Annotated in this window: 14 protein-coding genes; 8 read left to right on the top strand and 6 right to left on the bottom strand. The window is 61.9% G+C overall.

Annotation, left to right across the window (positions count from 1 at the left end):
* Window positions 1–103 precede the first annotated feature (103 nt).
* The 6 genes from ELQ88_RS28020 (at window position 104) to ELQ88_RS27995 (ending at window position 7,611) form a co-directional block, all read left to right on the top strand.
* Window positions 104–1,741, top strand: coding sequence for a 5-guanidino-2-oxopentanoate decarboxylase (locus ELQ88_RS28020; protein ID WP_128870023.1), 1,638 nt, complete (start codon window positions 104–106; stop codon window positions 1,739–1,741).
* On the top strand, window positions 1,738–3,186 hold the full coding sequence (locus tag ELQ88_RS28015; protein ID WP_138968947.1) for an aldehyde dehydrogenase family protein: 1,449 nt from the start codon (window positions 1,738–1,740) through the stop codon (window positions 3,184–3,186). The genes ELQ88_RS28020 and ELQ88_RS28015 overlap by 4 nt, the downstream gene beginning before the upstream one ends.
* Window positions 3,187–3,483: 297 nt before the next feature.
* Entirely contained in the window at window positions 3,484–4,587 is a 1,104-nt protein-coding gene (locus tag ELQ88_RS28010) for an ABC transporter substrate-binding protein (RefSeq protein WP_128870021.1), read from the top strand.
* Window positions 4,588–4,783: 196 nt separating this feature from the next.
* Window positions 4,784–5,692, top strand: a complete 909-nt coding sequence (locus ELQ88_RS28005; RefSeq protein WP_128870020.1) for an ABC transporter permease — start codon at window positions 4,784–4,786, stop codon at window positions 5,690–5,692.
* Entirely contained in the window at window positions 5,689–6,537 is an 849-nt protein-coding gene (locus tag ELQ88_RS28000) for an ABC transporter permease (RefSeq protein ID WP_128870019.1), read from the top strand. The genes ELQ88_RS28005 and ELQ88_RS28000 overlap by 4 nt, the downstream gene beginning before the upstream one ends.
* Before the next feature lie 18 nt (window positions 6,538–6,555).
* The gene (locus tag ELQ88_RS27995; protein ID WP_138968946.1) at window positions 6,556–7,611 is read left to right on the top strand and encodes an ABC transporter ATP-binding protein; all 1,056 of its coding nucleotides are present in this window, start codon (window positions 6,556–6,558) and stop codon (window positions 7,609–7,611) included.
* A gap of 140 nt (window positions 7,612–7,751) precedes the next feature.
* Here the strand turns inward: ELQ88_RS27995 and ELQ88_RS27990 are convergent, their stop codons facing one another.
* A complete protein-coding gene (locus ELQ88_RS27990; RefSeq protein WP_138968945.1) occupies window positions 7,752–8,681 on the bottom strand; it encodes an AraC family transcriptional regulator in 930 nt (309 codons plus the stop codon).
* 345 nt (window positions 8,682–9,026) lie between these two features.
* Between ELQ88_RS27990 and ELQ88_RS27985 the strand changes: the two genes are divergently transcribed.
* Together ELQ88_RS27985 and ELQ88_RS27980 are read left to right on the top strand one after the other, a co-directional pair.
* Window positions 9,027–9,380 carry an antibiotic biosynthesis monooxygenase family protein gene (locus ELQ88_RS27985; protein WP_128869571.1) on the top strand — a complete coding sequence of 118 codons (354 nt, stop codon included), beginning with the start codon at window positions 9,027–9,029 and terminating at the stop codon, window positions 9,378–9,380.
* Between the two features lie 41 nt (window positions 9,381–9,421).
* Window positions 9,422–9,652 (top strand): hypothetical protein, encoded by a 231-nt coding sequence (locus ELQ88_RS27980; protein WP_128869572.1) that lies wholly within the window; start codon window positions 9,422–9,424, stop codon window positions 9,650–9,652.
* On the opposite strand, the gene ELQ88_RS27975 is transcribed toward ELQ88_RS27980, so the two are convergent.
* The 5 genes from ELQ88_RS27975 to ELQ88_RS27955 form a co-directional block, all read right to left on the bottom strand.
* Window positions 9,653–10,282 carry a flavin reductase family protein gene (locus tag ELQ88_RS27975; protein WP_128869573.1) on the bottom strand — a complete coding sequence of 210 codons (630 nt, stop codon included), beginning with the start codon at window positions 10,280–10,282 and terminating at the stop codon, window positions 9,653–9,655.
* A 329-nt stretch (window positions 10,283–10,611) separates the two neighbouring features.
* Window positions 10,612–11,931, bottom strand: coding sequence for an MFS transporter (locus tag ELQ88_RS27970; RefSeq protein WP_138968944.1), 1,320 nt, complete (start codon window positions 11,929–11,931; stop codon window positions 10,612–10,614).
* Between the two features lie 301 nt (window positions 11,932–12,232).
* The gene (locus ELQ88_RS27965; protein ID WP_138968943.1) at window positions 12,233–13,567 is read right to left on the bottom strand and encodes a sigma-54 dependent transcriptional regulator; all 1,335 of its coding nucleotides are present in this window, start codon (window positions 13,565–13,567) and stop codon (window positions 12,233–12,235) included.
* The gene (locus ELQ88_RS27960; RefSeq protein ID WP_138968942.1) at window positions 13,561–15,327 is read right to left on the bottom strand and encodes an ATP-binding protein; all 1,767 of its coding nucleotides are present in this window, start codon (window positions 15,325–15,327) and stop codon (window positions 13,561–13,563) included. The genes ELQ88_RS27965 and ELQ88_RS27960 overlap by 7 nt, the downstream gene beginning before the upstream one ends.
* Before the next feature lie 220 nt (window positions 15,328–15,547).
* Window positions 15,548–17,071: a fumarate hydratase gene (locus tag ELQ88_RS27955; RefSeq protein ID WP_003214142.1), complete on the bottom strand. Its 1,524-nt coding sequence runs from the start codon at window positions 17,069–17,071 to the stop codon at window positions 15,548–15,550.
* Window positions 17,072–18,481 lie beyond the last annotated feature (1,410 nt).

Here is an 18,481-nt window from a genome sequence, read left to right as displayed (position 1 = left end):
CGGCTAGGTGTCGCCCGTTCCAATGAGGCCATCCCTGGACCTGCCGACTCATCATAAACACTGCGCAGGCCCGGCGTCTCAAACGAACAAGAAGGGCAATGACATGGCGACGTGCGGCGAAGTATTGGTCAAGTTACTCGAAGATTATGGGGTGGAGCAGGTATTCGGCATTCCCGGGGTTCACACCGTGGAGCTGTACCGCGGGCTGGCCCGTTCGAGCATCAACCACGTCACTCCGCGCCACGAACAGGGCGCCGGCTTCATGGCCGACGGCTATGCGCGCACCAGCGGCAAGCCGGGCGTGTGCTTTATCATCACCGGCCCGGGCATGACCAACATCACCACCGCCATGGGCCAGGCCTATGCCGACTCGATCCCGATGCTGGTGATCTCCAGCGTGCAGACCCGCAATCAGTTGGGCGGCGGTCGCGGCAAGCTGCACGAGCTGCCGAACCAGAGCGCCCTGGTCGGCGGGGTGGCGGCGTTTTCCCACACCCTGATGTCCGCATCCGAGTTGCCGGGTGTGCTGGCCCGTGCCTTTGCCCTGTTCCAGGCCGGTCGTCCGCGTCCGGTGCACATCGAAATCCCGTTGGATGTGCTGGTCGAAGAGGCCGATGACCTGCTCGCCAGCCTGCCAGTGAACATCGACCGCGCCGGTGCCTCGCCGAGCGCGATCAACCGCATGACCGAGTTGCTCGCCGGCGCCAGGCGTCCACTGATCCTCGCCGGTGGCGGCGCCATCGATGCGGCTGCCGAACTGACTGAACTGGCCGAACTGCTGGATGCGCCGGTGGCCCTGACCATCAATGCCAAAGGCATGCTCGAATCCAGGCATCCGTTGCTGATCGGTTCGACCCAGAGTCTGGTTGCCACTCGCGCGTTGGTCGCCGAGGCCGACGTGGTATTGGCGATCGGCACCGAACTGGCCGAGACCGACTACGACGTGACCTTCGCCGGTGGTTTCGAGATTCCTGGCAAGTTGCTGCGGGTGGACATCGATCCGGACCAGACCGTGCGCAACTATCCGCCGCACGTGGCGCTGGTGTCCGACTCGCGCAATGCGGCCCACGCCTTGCTGGGCGCGTTGTCCCACAAGTCGCTGGCCGAACGCCGCAACGATTGGGGCCAGGTGCGTGCTGCACGTTTGCGCGAAGAACTCGCCGCCACCTGGGACGCACCGACCCTGGCGCAGACGCGATTCCTGGAGACCGTCTTGCACGAGTTGCCAGACGCGGTTTTCGTCGGCGACTCGACCCAACCGGTGTACACCGGCAACCTGACGTTCAACCCGGAACGTCCGCGTCGCTGGTTCAACTCATCCACCGGCTACGGCACCCTCGGCTATGCGTTGCCGGCAGCGATTGGCGCCTGGCTCGGCGGCAGTGCTGAAAACGGTACCCGGCCTCCGGTGGTGTGCCTGATCGGCGACGGTGGCTTGCAATTCACCTTGCCGGAACTGGCCAGCGCCGTTGAAGCACGCACCCCGGTGATTGTCCTGTTGTGGAATAACCAGGGCTACGAAGAGATCAAGAAATACATGGTCAACCGCGCCATCGAGCCGGTCGGCGTGGACATCTATACCCCGGACTTCATCGGCGTGGCCAAGGCGCTGGGGTGTGCCGCCGAAGCCGTCAACGGTGTCGAGCAACTGCGCAGTGCGTTGCGCGCCGCCGCCGATCGCCAAGGCCCGACGCTGATCGAAATCGACCAGACCCAGTGGATGCAGGCGGTGTCGAAATGAGTTTTCCTACGACGCTCGATGGCCTGTACATCGATGGCCAATGGTCCGCCGGCCACGAACATCTGCGGGTAATCAACCCCGCGACCGAAGCCTTGTTGACCACCGTCAACGGCGGTGATGAACGCGCCGTCGATCACGCCGTCAGCGCGGCGACCGAAGCCTTCAAGGGCTGGTCGACCACCACCGGCGCCGAGCGTGGCGCGATTTTGCGCAACATCGCCGCGGGCGTGCAGGCCGGTCGCGAGCAGTTGATGCTCTTGCAGTCGAGCAACAACGGCAAGCCGCTGTTCGAAGCGGCTATCGACGTCGATGACGTGATCGCCACGTTCGAGTATTACGCCGGGCTGGCCGAAGGCCTCGACGCGAAACAGGACAGCGCAGTCGAGTTACCGACCGACGATTTCAGCGCCCGCCTGCGCCGCGAACCCTGCGGAGTGGTCGGCCTGATCGTGCCGTGGAATTTCCCGATGGTCACCACCGCCTGGAAACTCGCTCCGGCGTTGGCCGCCGGTTGCTGCGTGGTGCTCAAGCCTTCCGAAGTGACACCGCTGCCGGAGCTGGAACTGGCAGCGATCATCGCCGGGGCGGGTCTGCCCAAGGGCGTGTTCAACCTGGTCTGCGGCACAGGCCTGGCGGTCGGTGCGCCGCTGTCAGCCGATGCGCGCATTGCCAAAATTTCCTTCACCGGCAGCAACGCAGTCGGCGTGCAAGTGATGCAACGGGCAGCGGAAACGGTGAAGGGCGTGAGCCTGGAACTGGGTGGCAAATCCTCGCTGCTGGTGCTCAAGGACGCCGACATCGAACTGGCCGTGGAAGTGGCCTGTGGCGGCGGTTTTTTCAACGCCGGGCAGATGTGTTCCGCCACCAGCCGTGTGCTGGTCGCCGATGAACTGGCCGATGAGTTTCTGGCGAAACTGAAAACCCGCGCCGAGACCATTCGCGTGGCCGACCCGTTCGACCCGAACGTGGAAATGGGCGCACTGGTCAATCAGGCGCAATACCAGCGTGTGCTCGGCCACATCGATCGCGGTTTGAGTGCCGGCGCCCAACTGATTTGCGGCGGCAATCGTCCGGCAGACCTGCCACGCGGCTATTTTTTGCAGCCGACGATTTTCACCGATGTGCCCCTGGACAGTGCACTGTGGTGTGAAGAGATTTTCGGCCCGGTGATCTGCGTGCGCAGTTTCGCCAGCGAAGCCGAGGCGATTGCCTTGGCCAACGACAGCCAATTCGGCCTGGTGGCCAGCGTGGTCACTCGCGACGCCGAGGCTGCGGATCGGGTCGCCAATGCCCTGCAGGCGGGGCTGGTGTGGATCAACGCGCCGCAAGTGATCTTCCCGCAGACCGCCTGGGGTGGCTACAAGCAGAGCAGCATTGGCCGTGAATTGGGCCCGTGGGGCTTGCAGGCCTTTCAGGAAATCAAACACGTGATTCGGGCGCTCTGAGGGCCCCTCCCTGTAGGAGCGAGCTTGCTCGCGAAGGACGAAAGGGCGCCGCGTTTATCCAGCCAGCCCCCGTTATCGTTAACGTCCATCGCGAGCAAGCTCGCTCCTACAGGGAGGCATGCACTGGCGTCATGGCTTCAATGAGTTTTTATCGATAGTCAGCTGTTTTGCACGACCTCAGGATGAAGCTGTCGGCGCCGCCCTTGCCCTTTGAAACCGGGGCTTTACGCAGGTTCGACCGCGCGGATGCAAGGGTTGCGACCCACCTCATACTTACAAAAACAAAGGGAGTCCTTCATGGGCGAGCATGATCTGAACCGACGTCAATTCATCAAAACCGTGGGTGTGGCGTCCGTAGCCGCAGCGGCCATGAGCCTGCCCTTCGTCCGGGCCAATGCCAGCGACACGCGCTTCCAGGGCAAGACCCTGCGCCTGCTGACCTGGTCTGACGACACCGGCCTGGCCGCACTGCGCAATATCGCAGCCACCTTCGAGGACAAGTACGGTTGCAAAGTCATCGCCGACCGCACCGGCAGCACCTCGGAAATGGTCGCCAAACTCAAGGCCGCCGGTGATCGTCCGCAGTACGATGTCATTACCCTGGCCGGCGTCGGCGCCGAAGGCCTGGCCGCCGCCGGGCTGCTGGAAAAACCCGACCTCAACCGCATTCCCAACCTGGTCGACGTGCCGGAGAAATACCGCACCGGCGCCAGTGGCCACGGCATTGGTTACCTGCTGTGGTGCAACAGTCTGGTCTACAGCACCCGCACCGTGAAAGAAGCGCCGGACAGCTACGCCGCGATGTGGGACGCCGACCTGGCACCGAACATCTTCCTGCCGCCGCCGAACTGGACCGAGGCGATGGACCTGATCATCATCGCCGCCAAACTGGCCGGTGGTGACGAGCACAACATCGAACCTGGCTTCAAGAAACTCGCCGAACTCAAGGATCGCGTGGTGACCCTGGGGGAAAACCCGAACCAGATCGCCGAGCTGTTCCGCACCGGTTCCCTGGACATGGGCGGCTTGTACGCACCGGCGTTTTTCCCGAAACAGATCCGCGATCCGGCCTACGGTCTGGGCGCCACCTTCGGCATGAAGGAAGGCTTCTATACCGACCTGATGCTGTCGGTGATGCCGAAGAATCGTCCAGGCGATACCGACCTGGTCTACGCCTTCATCAACCACTCCCTGGACCCGCTGGTGCAGGGCAAGATGGCCGAAGACATCTACAACGGTCCGGTCAACGCCAAGGCGATCATCTCCGCCGAAGCGCGCAAGAGCCCGTACATCCTCACGCCGGAGCAGATTGCCGAGAAGGCGATCATGCACGACAACGCCTTCCTGGCCTCCGTGCATGACCAATGGATTCGTCGCTACACGGAAATCTTTTCTTCCTGATCGAGTGGCGAACACAAGCCCGTAAAGCACCACAAATCCAATGTGGGAGCGGGCTTGCTCGCGAAATGCGGTGGGACATTCAACATTGATGTCGACTGACACGGCCTCTTCGCGAGCAAGCCCGCTCCCACATTAGAAATGTTGTGGTTTTGAGGGCTGTGTTTGCCAGCTGCTTTCCATTGACGAGACCACTGCTATGGAACACCAACCTCTGACTCACCCGGTAAGCGTGGCCCCCGCGCGCGTCAACCGGGGCGTTTCGCCGACGACCCGCGCCTGGATTTTCCTCTCGCCGTCGATGCTGTTTCTGGGCGTGCTGATTGCCGCCAGCCTCCTGGTGTTGCGCATGAGCGTAGGCACCAAAGGCGCGGAATGGACCGGGTTCAGCCTGGCCAGTTACGCCCAGCTGCTGGAACCCTATTACCTCAAATCCTTGCTGCTGACCCTGCGCCTGGCCCTGATCAGCGCGGTGATCGCGGTGGTGCTGGCGATCCCGGTGGCCTACACCATGTCACGGCTGACCTCGCCCTTTGTGCGACGGATCTTCCTCGCGGCGGTGCTGTTGCCGTTGTTGGTCAACCTGTTGCTGCAAAGTTACGGCTGGCTGGTGATCCTGGGGCCCGGCGGCATGCTCAACCAGGCGCTGATGGGCCTGGGCCTGATCAAGCGTCCGATCATGCTGCTGTACAACCAGAACGGCGTGCTGATGGGCCTGGTGCAGACGGCCTTCCCGCTGGCGGTGCTGCCGATTGCCAGCGCCATGCGCGGGGTCGCCCGTACCTACGAAGAAGCTGCCGCCACCCTGGGCGCCAGTCGCTTGCAAGTGTTCCGCCAGGTGGTGCTGCCGATGAGCATGCCGGGAATCATCACCGGTGCGACGTTGGTGTTCGCCTACAACGCCAGCAGTTTCGTGGTGCCATTGCTACTCGGTGGCCGACGCGTGCCGATGCTGGCGGTGATGGTGCATGACCAGATCGCCCCGCTGATGAACTGGCCTGCCGCGTCCGCTGCCGGTGTGGTGTTGATTGTCACTACGCTCGCGATCATGACCTTGTCCGAATACATCACCGGCCGTCGTCGGCGCATGCTGGAGGCTTCCCAATGAGTACCCTGACCAAGAAGCGTTATGGGCTGCTGCCCGGCGAGACCGGCAAGTTTGCCGGCATCCTGTCGGGCTTCATCCTGCTGCTGGCGGTGTTGCCGATCCTGACGATGATCGTGATGTCGTTCAGCGGAGCGTCGAACCTCGACTTCCCGCCGAGCAGCTACAGCCTGCAATGGTACAAGGCCGCCTGGCACACCTTTGTCTCGCCGGACTCCAGCGATGTGCTGAGCCTGGGCAAGGCCATGACCACCAGCCTGATGGTCGCTTGCCTGACCATGGTCTTCGCTACGATTGTCGCGGTTCCGGCGGCTTACGCGCTGACCCGTTGCGAGTTCCGTGGCAAGGCCGTGGCGCTGCAGTTGATGTCGTTGCCCCTGGTATTCCCCATGGTGGTATTGGGGCTGGCGTTGCTGTTGGTATTCGACAGCCTGCCGTTCCAGATGACGACTTCGCGTCTGGTGATTGCCCACGTGATTCTGGCATTGCCGTTCGTGGTGAAGAACTGCACCGCCGCGATGCTCTCCATCGGCAGCGAAGTCGAGGAGGCCGCGCAGATGCTTGGCGCCTCACCGCTGCGGGCAATTGTCGATGTGGTGGTGCCGTTGATGAAGTCGGGGATCCTGGCGGGGATGCTGCTGGCGTTCATCGTCTCGTTCAACGAATTCACCGTGACCTATTTCCTCTACACCATCGACGTCATGACCGTGCCGATCTGGATGTACAGCCGCACCGTGTCTTCGCTCGACCCTACCGTTTTCTCGTTTGCCGTGCTGATCGTGCTGATCGACTTCGTCCTGATCTGGGCGTTGGAGAAGCTGGTCGGTGAAGGTGGCGTTTCGTTCTGATTTCTTGAGGTGATTCATATGTCTGGTCTGATTCTGGAAAACGTCGAGAAACATTACGGCTCGGCCTGCGCGGTAAAAGATGTGAACCTGCATTTGCCGGAAGGCAAGCTGGTGTGTTTCCTCGGCCCTTCGGGCTGCGGCAAAACCACTTTGCTGCGGATGATCGCCGGGCTCGAAACCCTCAGCGGCGGCGAGATTCGCCTGGACGGTGAAGACATCGGTCACACCCCGGCGCACCAGCGCAATTTCGGCATGGTGTTTCAATCCCTGGCGCTATTTCCGCACATGACCGTGGGGGAGAACATTGCTTACCCACTGAAGCTGCGCGGGGTCAGCAAGGCTGATCAGCAGGCGCGGGTAGTGGAGTTGCTTGAGCTGATTCAATTGCAGGAAATGATTGATCGCCCGGTGGCCAAACTTTCCGGTGGTCAGCGTCAGCGCGTGGCGATTGCCCGGGCGATTGCCAGCCACCCGAAAATCCTCCTGCTCGACGAACCGTTGTCGGCGCTGGATGCCAAGCTGCGCGAATCCATGCAGGTGGAAATCCGCCAGCTGCAACAGCGCCTGAACATCACCACCATCATGGTGACCCACGATCAGCGCGAAGCCATGACCATGGCGGATATCGTCGTTGTGCTGGGTGAACATCGCGTGCAGCAAGTGGGGACGCCGATCGAGATCTACCGTCATCCGGCCAATGAGTTCGTCGCGGACTTTATCGGCTCGGGCAACATCTTCCCGGCCACCGCGCTGGGCAATGGCAGGGTGAGCTTGCCGGGTGGCGATGCGCTGCAAGTGCCGATCTGCAGCAGCATCGTGGTGGGGGAGAAGGTCAGGATGCTGATCCGCCCTGAAGACCTGCAACTGTCGCAGCCACAGGCAACAGCGGGCAATCGGTTGCTCGGCAAGGTGACGTTCGTGCGTGATATCGGCGCGACGATCGAAACCACCGTGGAGTGTTCCGGGGTGTCGTTTACGGCGTTGAGCACGCCGTGTCAGGGGTTTGGGTTGAGCATTGGCAATCCGGTGTCGGTGACCTTGCCGGCTGAGGCGTGTCGCGTTCTCAGCGCCTGATTTCAGTTTTAGAAATGGGTTGTCTTTGCTGGCCTCTTCGCTGGCAAGCCAGCTCCTACAGGGGATTTGTGGTGAGCCCGGATCCCCTGTAGGAGCTGGCTTGCCAGCGAAGGGCCATCAGCCACACCCCAAATGCAGGCTCAAACCATCAACCGCAACCGCGCCAAATCCCGCAACGGCGGCGCCCCGAACAACCGGCTGTACTCCCTGCTGAATTGCGACGGGCTTTCATACCCCACCCGATACCCCGCCGCCGACGCTTCCAGCCCTTCGGCCAGCATCAACCGCCGCGCCTCCTGCAAGCGCAACTGCTTCTGATACTGCAACGGACTCATCGCCGTTATGGCCTTGAACCGATGATGCAGCGTCGATACGCTCAGGTTCACTTCCTTGGCCAGATCATCGATGCGCAACGGTTGCTCATAATTGCCGTTGAGCCATTTGATGGCCTGGCTGATGCGATGGCTCTGGCTGTTGGCGATGGCGATTTCATACAGCCGATGGCCCTGTTGGCTGCGCAACAATCGATAGAGAATCTCCCGTCGAATCAGCGGCGCGAGCATGGCGATGTCTTTTGGGGTATCCAGCAGGCGAGCCAGGCGCAATACGGCGTCGAGCATCGCAGCGTCCAGCCGTTCGACGTACAAACCACGCCCCGTCGGACGGGTAGGGACGCCGAGGGGGCCGGCGTCGGCGATCAGCGCGGTGATTTGTGCCGGATCAATGTCCAGTCGCACCGCGAGGATCGGTTCTTCAGACGTGACATTCACCACCCGCCCGCTCAGTGGCATCGAAACCGAGACCACCAGGTAATTCAGCGGATCGTAATTGAAGTATTCGTCGGCCAGCCTGACCTCTTTGCGACCCTGCGCCATGATGCACAGGGCCGGTTGCGCCAGCACCGGGGCAAAGTCATGGGACTTGCTGTGTTTGGCCATGAACAGCGAATCGATGGCAGTGGCATAATTGCCATCTTCCTGCGTGTTGCGGCGGATGATGGCGGCCAGTTCCGCGCGCTGTTTCTCCATATCGGCGTCCAGCGGGGCTTGAAAGTGATCGAGCGACGACATGCAAGGCATCCTCGGTGGGACGTGGGTAATGAGCCGAGCTTAAGTTTGTGCAAGACGAAGCGGTAGACACATCCTGCCTCAAGCTTGCCTGATTCTGCACTGGGTGAATTAGCGGTGGCTCTAAAACAAGGCAACCTCAGGGCAACCCCAGGGAATCTTGCTTGAATCCCGTATTACAGGGGTGTGAACGCATTTACAGGTTGTTACAGGTTTTTTTTGAAGCCTCGCAGGATTGTGCAACAGGGCGGCAGGAATCGACTAACCGCAATGGCCCCGGCGCACTTAACCTTTGATCCTGTCGCAGCCCGTCCCTCGGCTGCGGTCGACTACCTGGGAGGGTTGAACATGTCTACGCAGATCCCCGTCAGTCATATGGCCTTTGTCCGCGCCGGCGCCGGGCGTTCGGCAGAACTCGGTGTACGCCTGAGCGCCTTGATCGAGCCCTCGCGCAGCGCACCGGGTTGCTTGAGCTTTGCCTTGCAACATTCGCAATGCGATCCGGAATTGTGGCTGGTGTCCGGTTTCTGGATCAGCCAACAGGCCATGACCGCCTATTTCAACAGCCCGGCCATGGCGATCTTCGCCGAGTTGGTGCAGGAGTTGGTGGTCAACCGCCTGGATTTCCATACCTTCAGCGACGTATCGCAGGGCCAGGCCTTGGGTCACGCACAAGCACCGGTACACAAACTGGCCGGTTGAAGGTTTAATGGCGCCATTCTCCATTAGCCAGGATCCGCGACATGGCACGCAAAGCCTTTGAAACCTTCGAAGCCGTATCGGCCGTAGTGCCCCGCGAGGGCGGTTACTACGCGGCCATTGCCACCAAAGCCATCGGTGGCTCGGGCGCCCCGCGCTTCAACAAACTGCTGGAAGACCAGACGTTCAAGACCGCCAGAGAGGCGGACGAAGCGGCCGCCCTGGAATTGACCCGCCTCAAGGGTGTCGGCGAAGACGGCGAGCTGATCTGGTGATTACTTGACCGCCCCCGGGCGGAACATCTTGAACAATGCCTCAGGCCCCAGCTGGAAATAATCCGCTGGCCCGCCCCCGCGCAGAATCGGTTCTGCCGCGGCGGTGTCGTACACCCCGTCCTTGAGCAACCATTTGGCGATATGCACGGCGACTACTTCGCCAAGGATCAGCCAGCTGGGCACCACGTTTCCGTCGGCCCGCTGCAACTGAATGATCTGGGTGACCTTGCACTCGAACGACACCGGACTTTCCGCCACCCGTGGCACCTGAATGATTTTCGAGGCGGCCGGTGTCAGTCCGGACAACTCGAATTCATTGACCTCAGGCGCGACCATGGCGCTGCTCTGGTTCACTTGCTCGGCCAGTGGTCGGGTCGCCAGGTTCCAGGCGAATTCGCCGGTCTGTTCGATATTGTTCAGGCTGTCTTTGCGCCCGACACTGGAAAAACCAATGATCGGCGGAATGTAATTGAAGGCGTTGAAGAAGCTGTAGGGGGCCAGGTTCAAGCGGCCATTGGCATCCTGTGAAGAAATCCAGCCGATGGGACGCGGGCCGACGATCGCATTGAACGGGTCGTGGGGCAGGCCGTGGCCATTGGCGGGTTCGTAGAAGTGGATGTCGTCGGGCATGGAGAGGTTTCCTTGGGGCTAATTCGCGGACCGGGCCATAGTGCAAGGACGAGCGCGTTATTTCCAGTCGACTCGATCCCCTGTAGGCGCTGGCTTGCCAGCGAAAGCGGCCTTGAATCTTGTGGCGTTCTCAAGGACCTCTTCGCTGGCAAGCCAGCTCCTGCAGGGGAATGCGCTGATGCTGAGGTTTTGTTTTCCTCCAGACATGAAAAAACCCGGCCGAAGCCGGGCTGTGAACCGTGCACCCACAATGGATCTGCGTACTCACAGACCCTGTGGGAGCGAGCCTGCTCGCGAAGGGGCCAGAACTGCCACCCTCGATATAAGGATCAGTCCGTCTCGATCCGCGAATGCTTGCGGGTGTCTTTCATGGTGACATACACCAGCAACGACACGGCAATGCACGCAGTGACATACCAGTAGTAACCGGTTTCCATGCCAATGCTCTTGAACCACAGCGCGATGTATTCAGCGGTACCGCCGAAGATCGACACGGTCAGTGCGTACGGCAGGCCAACGCCCAGCGCACGGATCTCGGTCGGGAACAGTTCAGCTTTGACCACCGCGTTGATCGAGGTATAGCCGCTGACAATGATCAGCGCCGCCATGATCAGGAAGAACGCGCCCCACCAGGTGGTGACGGTGTGCAGGGTGGTGAGGATCGGCACGGTGAACAGCGTCCCCAGGACGCCGAAGGCAATCAGGATTGGCCGACGACCGATTTTATCCGACAGCCCGCCAACGAGCGGTTGCAGGCACATGAACAGGAACAGCGTGGCGGCCGAGATGGTGGTGGAGTCGGAGATGCTCATGCCGACGGTGTTCACCAGGTATTTCTGCATGTAGGTGGTGTAGGTGTAGAACGCCAGGGTGCCGCCCATGGTCAGGCCGACCACGGTCATCAGTTCCTTCGGGTGGCGCATCAAGGTGCGCATGGCGCTTTCCTTGGCCTTTTCTTTCTTGGTGAACGACTCGGTTTCTTCCATGCCGCGACGCAGGTAGAGCGCGACCACGGCACACAGCGCGCCGATGGCGAACGGGATCCGCCAGCCCCAGGCGTACAGCTCTTCGGTGGTCAGGACATTTTGCAGGACGATCAACACGCCCAGTGCTATGAGCTGGCCGGAGATCAGGGTCACGTACTGGAAGCTGGAGAAGAAGCCACGACGCTCCCTGGTCGCCATTTCGCTGAGGTAAGTTGCCGAGGTGCCGTATTCGCCACCGACCGACAGGCCCTGCAGCAGACGGGCAAACACCAGCAGGATCGGCGCGCCGATGCCGATGGTTTCATAACCAGGGCTCAGGGCGATCAGCAGCGAGCCGAAGCACATCAGGTACACCGAGGCCATCAATGCGGCTTTACGCCCGACTTTGTCGGCGTACAGGCCCATCAGCCAGCCGCCGATCGGACGCATCAGGAAGCCCACGGCGAAGATCGCAGCAGTGTTCAGCAGTTGGGCAGTGGTGTCGCCCTTGGGGAAAAAGGCCTTGGCGAAGTACAGGGAGAAGGCAGCGTAGACGTACCAGTCATACCACTCGACCATGTTGCCGACAGAGCCGCTGAAGATCGACTTGATGCGGCTGGAGGTGGTTCTTGCTTTGGCTGGAATGGCAGCCGACCCTGCGGGCAGGGTGTTGGAGTTATCCATTGAAGGATCCTTCGTTTAATTGTTTTTGTGGAGCGCGGTCAAGCGCAGCCTGCAGGGGCTATAGCAGGAGCTGTGCCAATCGGGAGAGGGCCGGTTTAGAGGGGGTTGCGGGATTTGATGAGCGGATTTCCGCTCATTGGAAGCGGCGCGCAAGCGGAAAATCGCCTATTGGGATCTTGGATTTGCGCTGCCTGTTCCGGCCTCTTCGCGAGCAAGCCCGCTCCTACAGTGGATTGTGGTGCTCATAAAACCTGTGGGAGCGGGCTTGCCCGCGATGAGGCCGGTGCAGGCGCTGCAAGCCTCAGCTGTCTTGCAAAAACATCTCGCGCGTCAGCCCATGCCGTTGCATCTTTTCATTGAAGGTGCGGCGCGGCAGTTGCAGTTCTTCGAGCACCGCTTTCACATCACCTTTGTGCCGGGTCAATGCCCCGCGCAGGCAATGCGCTTCAAACGCTTCCTGCTGCGCCGCCAGCGACTGCCCGGGATCGACGGCCGGTGGTTCCGGTTCGTCCAGTCCCAGCACCTGACGCTCGGCGACGTTCGCCAGTTCACGCACATTGCCCGGCCAGTCGTGACTCAGCAGATGGCTCAACTGCGGCCCGGTCAAGGGTGGGAAGGTGCGCCCCAGACGCTCGGCGGCCTTTTGCGCAAAGGACTCGAACAACAGCGGAATGTCTTCGCGACGATCGCGCAACGGTGGCAGGCGCAACTCGGCCACGTTCAAGCGGTAGGCCAGATCCTCGCGAAAGCGTCCGGCCCGCGCTTCGTCCAGCAAGTCGGGCTTGGTCGCGGCGATGATCCGCAAATCCACGCGGATACTCTGATTGGAACCCAACCGCTCGAGCTTCTGCTCCTGCAACACCCGCAGCAGTTTCACCTGCTGGGCCAGGGGCATGCTTTCAATTTCATCGAGAAACAGCGTGCCGCCATCGGCGTATTCGAGCTTGCCGATGCGCTTGCCCTGAGCGCCGGTAAACGCACCGCTCTCGTGACCGAACAGCTCGGCCTCGAACAACTGCTCGGGGATCGCCGCGCAGTTCAAGGCCACGAACGGCTTGGCGGCGCGTGGCCCGAAATCATGCAGGCAACGGGCAACCAGCTCCTTGCCGCTGCCGGTTTCACCGCGGATCACCACGTTGACCGGCAGCGCCGCCAGGTCCAGCACTTGCCGGCGCAAGGTCTGCAAGCCACGGGACACGCCCAGCAGCGTGTTATCGAGTTTGGCGCGATTGTCCGCCTGCTCGTGCAGGGCCCGGTTTTCCAGGACCAGCCAGCGCTTGTCCAGCGCGCGACGCAGGCTGCCCAGCAGGGTTTCGGGGCTGAAGGGCTTTTCGAGGAAGTCGTAGGCGCCATCGCGCATCGCTTCGACCGCCATCGGCACATCGCCGTGGCCGGTCAGCAGGATCACCGGCAGATCGGCATCGCGGCGTTGCACTTGCGCCAGCAGTTCCAGCCCGGTCATGCCGGGCATGCGCACGTCGCTGAGGATCACCCCGGGGAAATGTTCCGGCAACTGCGCCAGGCATTCATCGGCACGGCTGAACAGCTGCACCTCGAAACCCGACAGGCTCAGCCATTGCTCGACGGCGTCGCGGATGCTGCTTTCATCGTCGACCACTATCACTGAATTCAGCATGCGCCGTTGGCCTCTGGATCGATCGGCAGGGTGAGGGTGAACACCGCGCCGTTGGCGTGATTAGCGGCGCTCAGGCGTCCGCCCGATTCGTGCGCGATGGCGAAGGATACCGCCAGGCCGATGCCCAGGCCATCGCCCACCGGTTTGGTGGTGAAGAACGGATCGAACACCTTCGTCAGGTTTTCCTCGGCGATGCCACTGCCGTTGTCGATCACGCTCAGGCGCCACAGTCGGTCGTCCGCCTCCAGGCGAATTTCCAGGCGCTTGCAGGGTTTATCCTGCATCGCATCGAGGGCGTTGCGCAGCAGATTGATCAGCACCTGTTCCAGGCGGATCGCATCGCCCCGCACCCAGGCGGGCCGCGTCAGGTGCAATACCGTGCTCACCTGTTCATCGCGCAGGCGGGGGTCGAGCAGTTGCAGCGATTGGTCCACCACCGCCGCCAGGTCCAGGCGTTCGCGCAAACCGCTGGGGCTTTTGCGGGCAAAGGTTTTCAAATGACCGGTGAGGGCGGCCATGCGCGTCAGCATGTCATCCACCGGTTTGAGTGCCGTGTAGGCATCATCGATGCGGCCGTGATCGAGCAGCAGCCTCAGCGTAGCCAGCTGCATGCGCTGGGCGGTCAGCGGCTGGTTGATTTCATGCGCCAAAGCGGCAGACATCTGGCCGAGGGCGGCGAGTTTGGCCGATTGCACCAGACCGTCCTGCGCCGTGCGCAGGTCACGGGTACGTTCTTGTACCAGCTGTTCGAGTTCTTCGCGGCTGCGCTGGCGTATTTTTGCCAGGCGCCAGCGCTGGTTGAGGAACAACAGCAGGAACACCAGCGTCAGCCATAATCCGGCAGCGGCCAGCGCCGCGTTGCGCACATCTTCGAAGGCCACTTGCGGGCGGCGCAGCAAGTGCAGCGTCCAGCCTTCGGCGGCCAGCGGCAGGGATTCCCACAGGTATTCGGCCATGCCGTCAGGGCCATCGACCCGGGTCAGGTCGCTGTCTTCGTCGAAACGGTGCAGGGATTGATAGTCCAGCAGCGTCAGGGGTTGCTTGTCGTATTGGCGGGTGGCTTTCAGCTCGGCGTGATCGGCGTCGTTCAGCGGTTGCAGCAGGCGATAACGCCAGCCCGGCTGGTTGGCGATGAAAATGATCCCGCGGGCGTCACTGACCAGCAGCGTGTCGCTGCCCTGACTCCATTCGCGCTCCAGTTCCGGAAACTCGAGCTTGACCACCATCGCGCCGAGGAACCGGCCATCGTCATCGGTGACCGCACTGGACAGGAAGTAACCGGGAATTCCGCTGGTCACCCCCACCGCATAAAAGCGCCCGGTGCCCTGGGTGCGGGTCTGGCTGAAATAGGGACGAAAACCGTAGTTGTGGCCGACGTAACTGCTGGGCAAGCGCCAATTGCTGGCGGCGATGGCAAGACCGGTGTGATCGAGCAGTTCCAGGGTCGAGGACTCGGCCGCGCCGTTGATCTGTTCCAGTTTGCGGTTCAGCGCATCCTGCTGCTCGGGGCTCAGCGGGCCCTTGAGCGCGGAACGCAATTGTGGGTCCAGGGCGAGCACGGCGGGCAGGGCGCGGTAACGTTCGATCAGGGTGTGCAGGGACGTGGCGTACAACCCCAATTGCTGATTGGCGCGGGCAGCGTCTTCCACCAGCGCCTGGCGCTCGGCGTGGCGTATGGCCAAGGCGGCGGCGAGGGCTGCGCCAGCCAGGATAAAAACGATGTACAGCGTCAGGCGCAGGGGGCGGGAAGACTCGAACATGCGGGGCATAACACAATGATTGCAGGGGGCCGCACCATAACATGTCCCCTTGTAGGCGCGAGCTTGCTCGCGAAGGACATTAACGATAACGCGTTTATTCCTGAATGAACGCGTTGTTCTCAGGTCCTTCGCGAGCGAGCTCGCTCCTACAGCTGCGTAGGCAACAAAAAAGGCGACAGAGGGATCACCCCTGTCGCCTTTGCCGGATCAGGCGAAGCGCTTACTGCACTTCTACTGCCAGGCTTTCACTGATCTTTTTCTGCCAGATGGCAGGACCGGTGATGTGCACCGACTCACCCTTGCTATCCACCGCAACAGTGACCGGCATGTCTTTCACGTCGAACTCGTAGATCGCTTCCATGCCCAGTTCGGCGAAAGCCACCACGCGGGATTTCTTGATGGCTTGCGCCACCAGGTAAGCCGCGCCGCCGACAGCCATCAGGTACACGGCTTTGTGGTCCTTGATCGCCTCGATCGCGGTCGGGCCGCGTTCGGATTTGCCGATCATGCCCAGCAGGCCGGTTTGCTCGAGGATCTGGCGGGTGAACTTGTCCATCCGCGTCGCGGTAGTCGGGCCGGCAGGGCCCACCACTTCTTCGCGCACCGGATCGACCGGGCCGACGTAGTAGATGAAGCGACCTTTGAGGTCCACCGGCAGGGTTTCACCTTTGTTCAGCATCTCGACCATGCGCTTGTGCGCAGCGTCGCGACCGGTAAGCATCTTGCCGTTGAGCAGGACGGTTTCGCCCGGCTTCCAGCTCTGCACGTCTTCCGGGGTCAGGGTATCGAGGTTGACGCGACGGGCCGACGGGCCGGCTTCCCAGACGATTTCCGGGTAGGCGTCCAGCGGTGGCGCTTCCAGCGAGGCCGGGCCGGAGCCGTCGAGCACGAAGTGCGCGTGACGGGTGGCGGCGCAGTTGGGGATCATGCACACCGGCAACGAAGCGGCGTGGGTCGGGTAGTCCATGATCTTCACGTCGAGCACGGTGGTCAGGCCACCCAAGCCCTGGGCTCCGATGCCCAGCTGGTTGACCTTCTCGAACAGCTCCAGGCGCATCTCTTCGATACGGTTGGACGGGCCGCGCTTTTTCAGCTCGTGAATGTCGATGGACTCCATCAACACTTCCTTGGCCATCACCGCGGCTTTCTCGGCGGTGCCGCCGATACCGATGCCGAGCATGCCCGGTGGGCACCAGCCGGCGCCCATGGTTGGCACAGTCTTCAGAACCCAGTCGACGATCGAGTCGGACGGGTTGAGCATGGCCATTTTCGACTTGTTCTCGGAGCCGCCGCCCTTGGCCGCCACGTCCACTTCGACGGTGTTACCCGGAACGATGGAGTAGTGAATCACGGCCGGGGTGTTGTCCTTGGTATTCTTGCGAGCGCCCGCCGGGTCGGCGAGGATCGAGGCACGCAGGACGTTTTCCGGCAGGTTGTAAGCCTGGCGCACGCCTTGGTTGATCATGTCGTCCAGGCTCATGGTGGCGCCATCCCAACGCACGTCCATGCCCACGCGGACGAAGACGGTGACGATGCCGGTGTCCTGGCAGATCGGGCGGTGGCCGGTGGCACACATGCGCGAGTTGATCAGGATTTGGGCCATGGAGTCACGGGCCGCTGGCGATTCTTCGCGCAGGTAGGCTTCGTGCATCGCCTGGATGAAGTCAACGGGGTGGTAATAGGAAATGAACTGCAGGGCGTCGGCAACGCTCTGAATCAGGTCGTCTTGCTTGATCACGGTCATGAGTCGCGCTCCTCTAAAAGACGGGAACATTCAATAAGGTGCTTGCAGCTTGGGTGCATCGGTCGGTTGCAAGCACCTTTCAAGGCACGCCGGGCAAGCTGGCGCGACGCTAAAAAGGCGCGGCAGTATACCGCGCCTCGCAGGCCTGCACACGCCTGGTCGGTCAAACGTTGGTCGCATAGGTACGCACACACACACATCCCCCTGTAGGAGCCGGCTTGCTGGCGAATGCGTCTGCATGGGCGATGCAAGGCTTGAGGCCGCTTTCGCTGGCAAGCCAGCTCCTACAAGGGATCACCTGCGTACCTGGGTATGGTGCTCAACGCCGGACCCTGTAGGAGCCGGCTTGCTGGCGAAGGCGTCTGCATGGGCGATGCAAGGCTTGAGGCCGCTTTCGCTGGCAAGCCAGCTCCTACAAGGGATCACCTGCGTACCTGGGTATGGTGCTCAACGCCGGACCCTGTAGGAGCCGGCTTGCTGGCGAAGGCGTCTGCATGGGCGATGCAAGGCTTGAGGCCGCTTTCGCTGGCAAGCCAGCTCCTACAAGGGATCACCTGCGTACCTGGGTATGGTGCTCGACGCCGGACCCTGTAGGAGCCGGCTTGCTGGCGAAGGCGTCTGCATGGGCGATGCAAGGCTTGAGGCCGCTTTCGCTGGCAAGCCAGCTCCTACAAGGGATCACCTGCGTACCTGGGTATGGTGCTCAACGCCGGACCCTGTAGGAGCCGGCTTGCTGGCGAAGGCGTCTGCATGGGCGATGCAAGGCTTGAGGCCGCTTTCGCTGGCAAGCCAGCTCCTACAAGGGATCACCTGCGTACCTGGGTATGGTGCTCGACGCCGGACCCTGTAGGAGCCGGCTTGCTGGCGAAGGCGTCTGCATGGGCGATGCAAGGCTTGAGGCCGCCTTCGCTGGCAAGCCAGCTCCTACAAGGGATCACCTGCGTACCTGGGTATGGTGCTCGACGCCGGACCCTGTAGGAGCCGGCTTGCTGGCGAAGGCGTCTGCATGGGCGATGCAAGGCTTGAGGCCGCTTTCGCTGGCAAGCCAGCTCCTACAAGGGATCACCTGCGTACCTGGGTATGGTGCTCAACGCCGGACCCTGTAGGAGCCGGCTTGCTGGCGAAGGCGTCTGCATGGGCGATGCAAGGCTTGAGGCCGCTTTCGCTGGCAAGCCAGCTCCTACAAGGGATCACCTGCGTACCTGGGTATGGTGCTCGACGCCGGACCCTGTAGGAGCCGGCTTGCTGGCGAAGGCGTCTGCATGGGCGATGCAAGGCTTGAGGCCGCTTTCGCTGGCAAGCCAGCTCCTACAAGGGATCACCTGCGTACCTGGGTATGGTGCTCAACGCCGGACCCTGTAGGAGCCGGCTTGCTGGCGAAGGCGTCTGCATGGGCGATGCAAGGCTTGA

It is taken from the genome of Pseudomonas sp. MPC6, assembly GCF_006094435.1.
Classification (GTDB): domain Bacteria; phylum Pseudomonadota; class Gammaproteobacteria; order Pseudomonadales; family Pseudomonadaceae; genus Aquipseudomonas.
The sequence above is the reverse complement of the archived record's forward strand: the minus strand, read 5'-3'. Positions and strand labels throughout refer to the sequence as shown.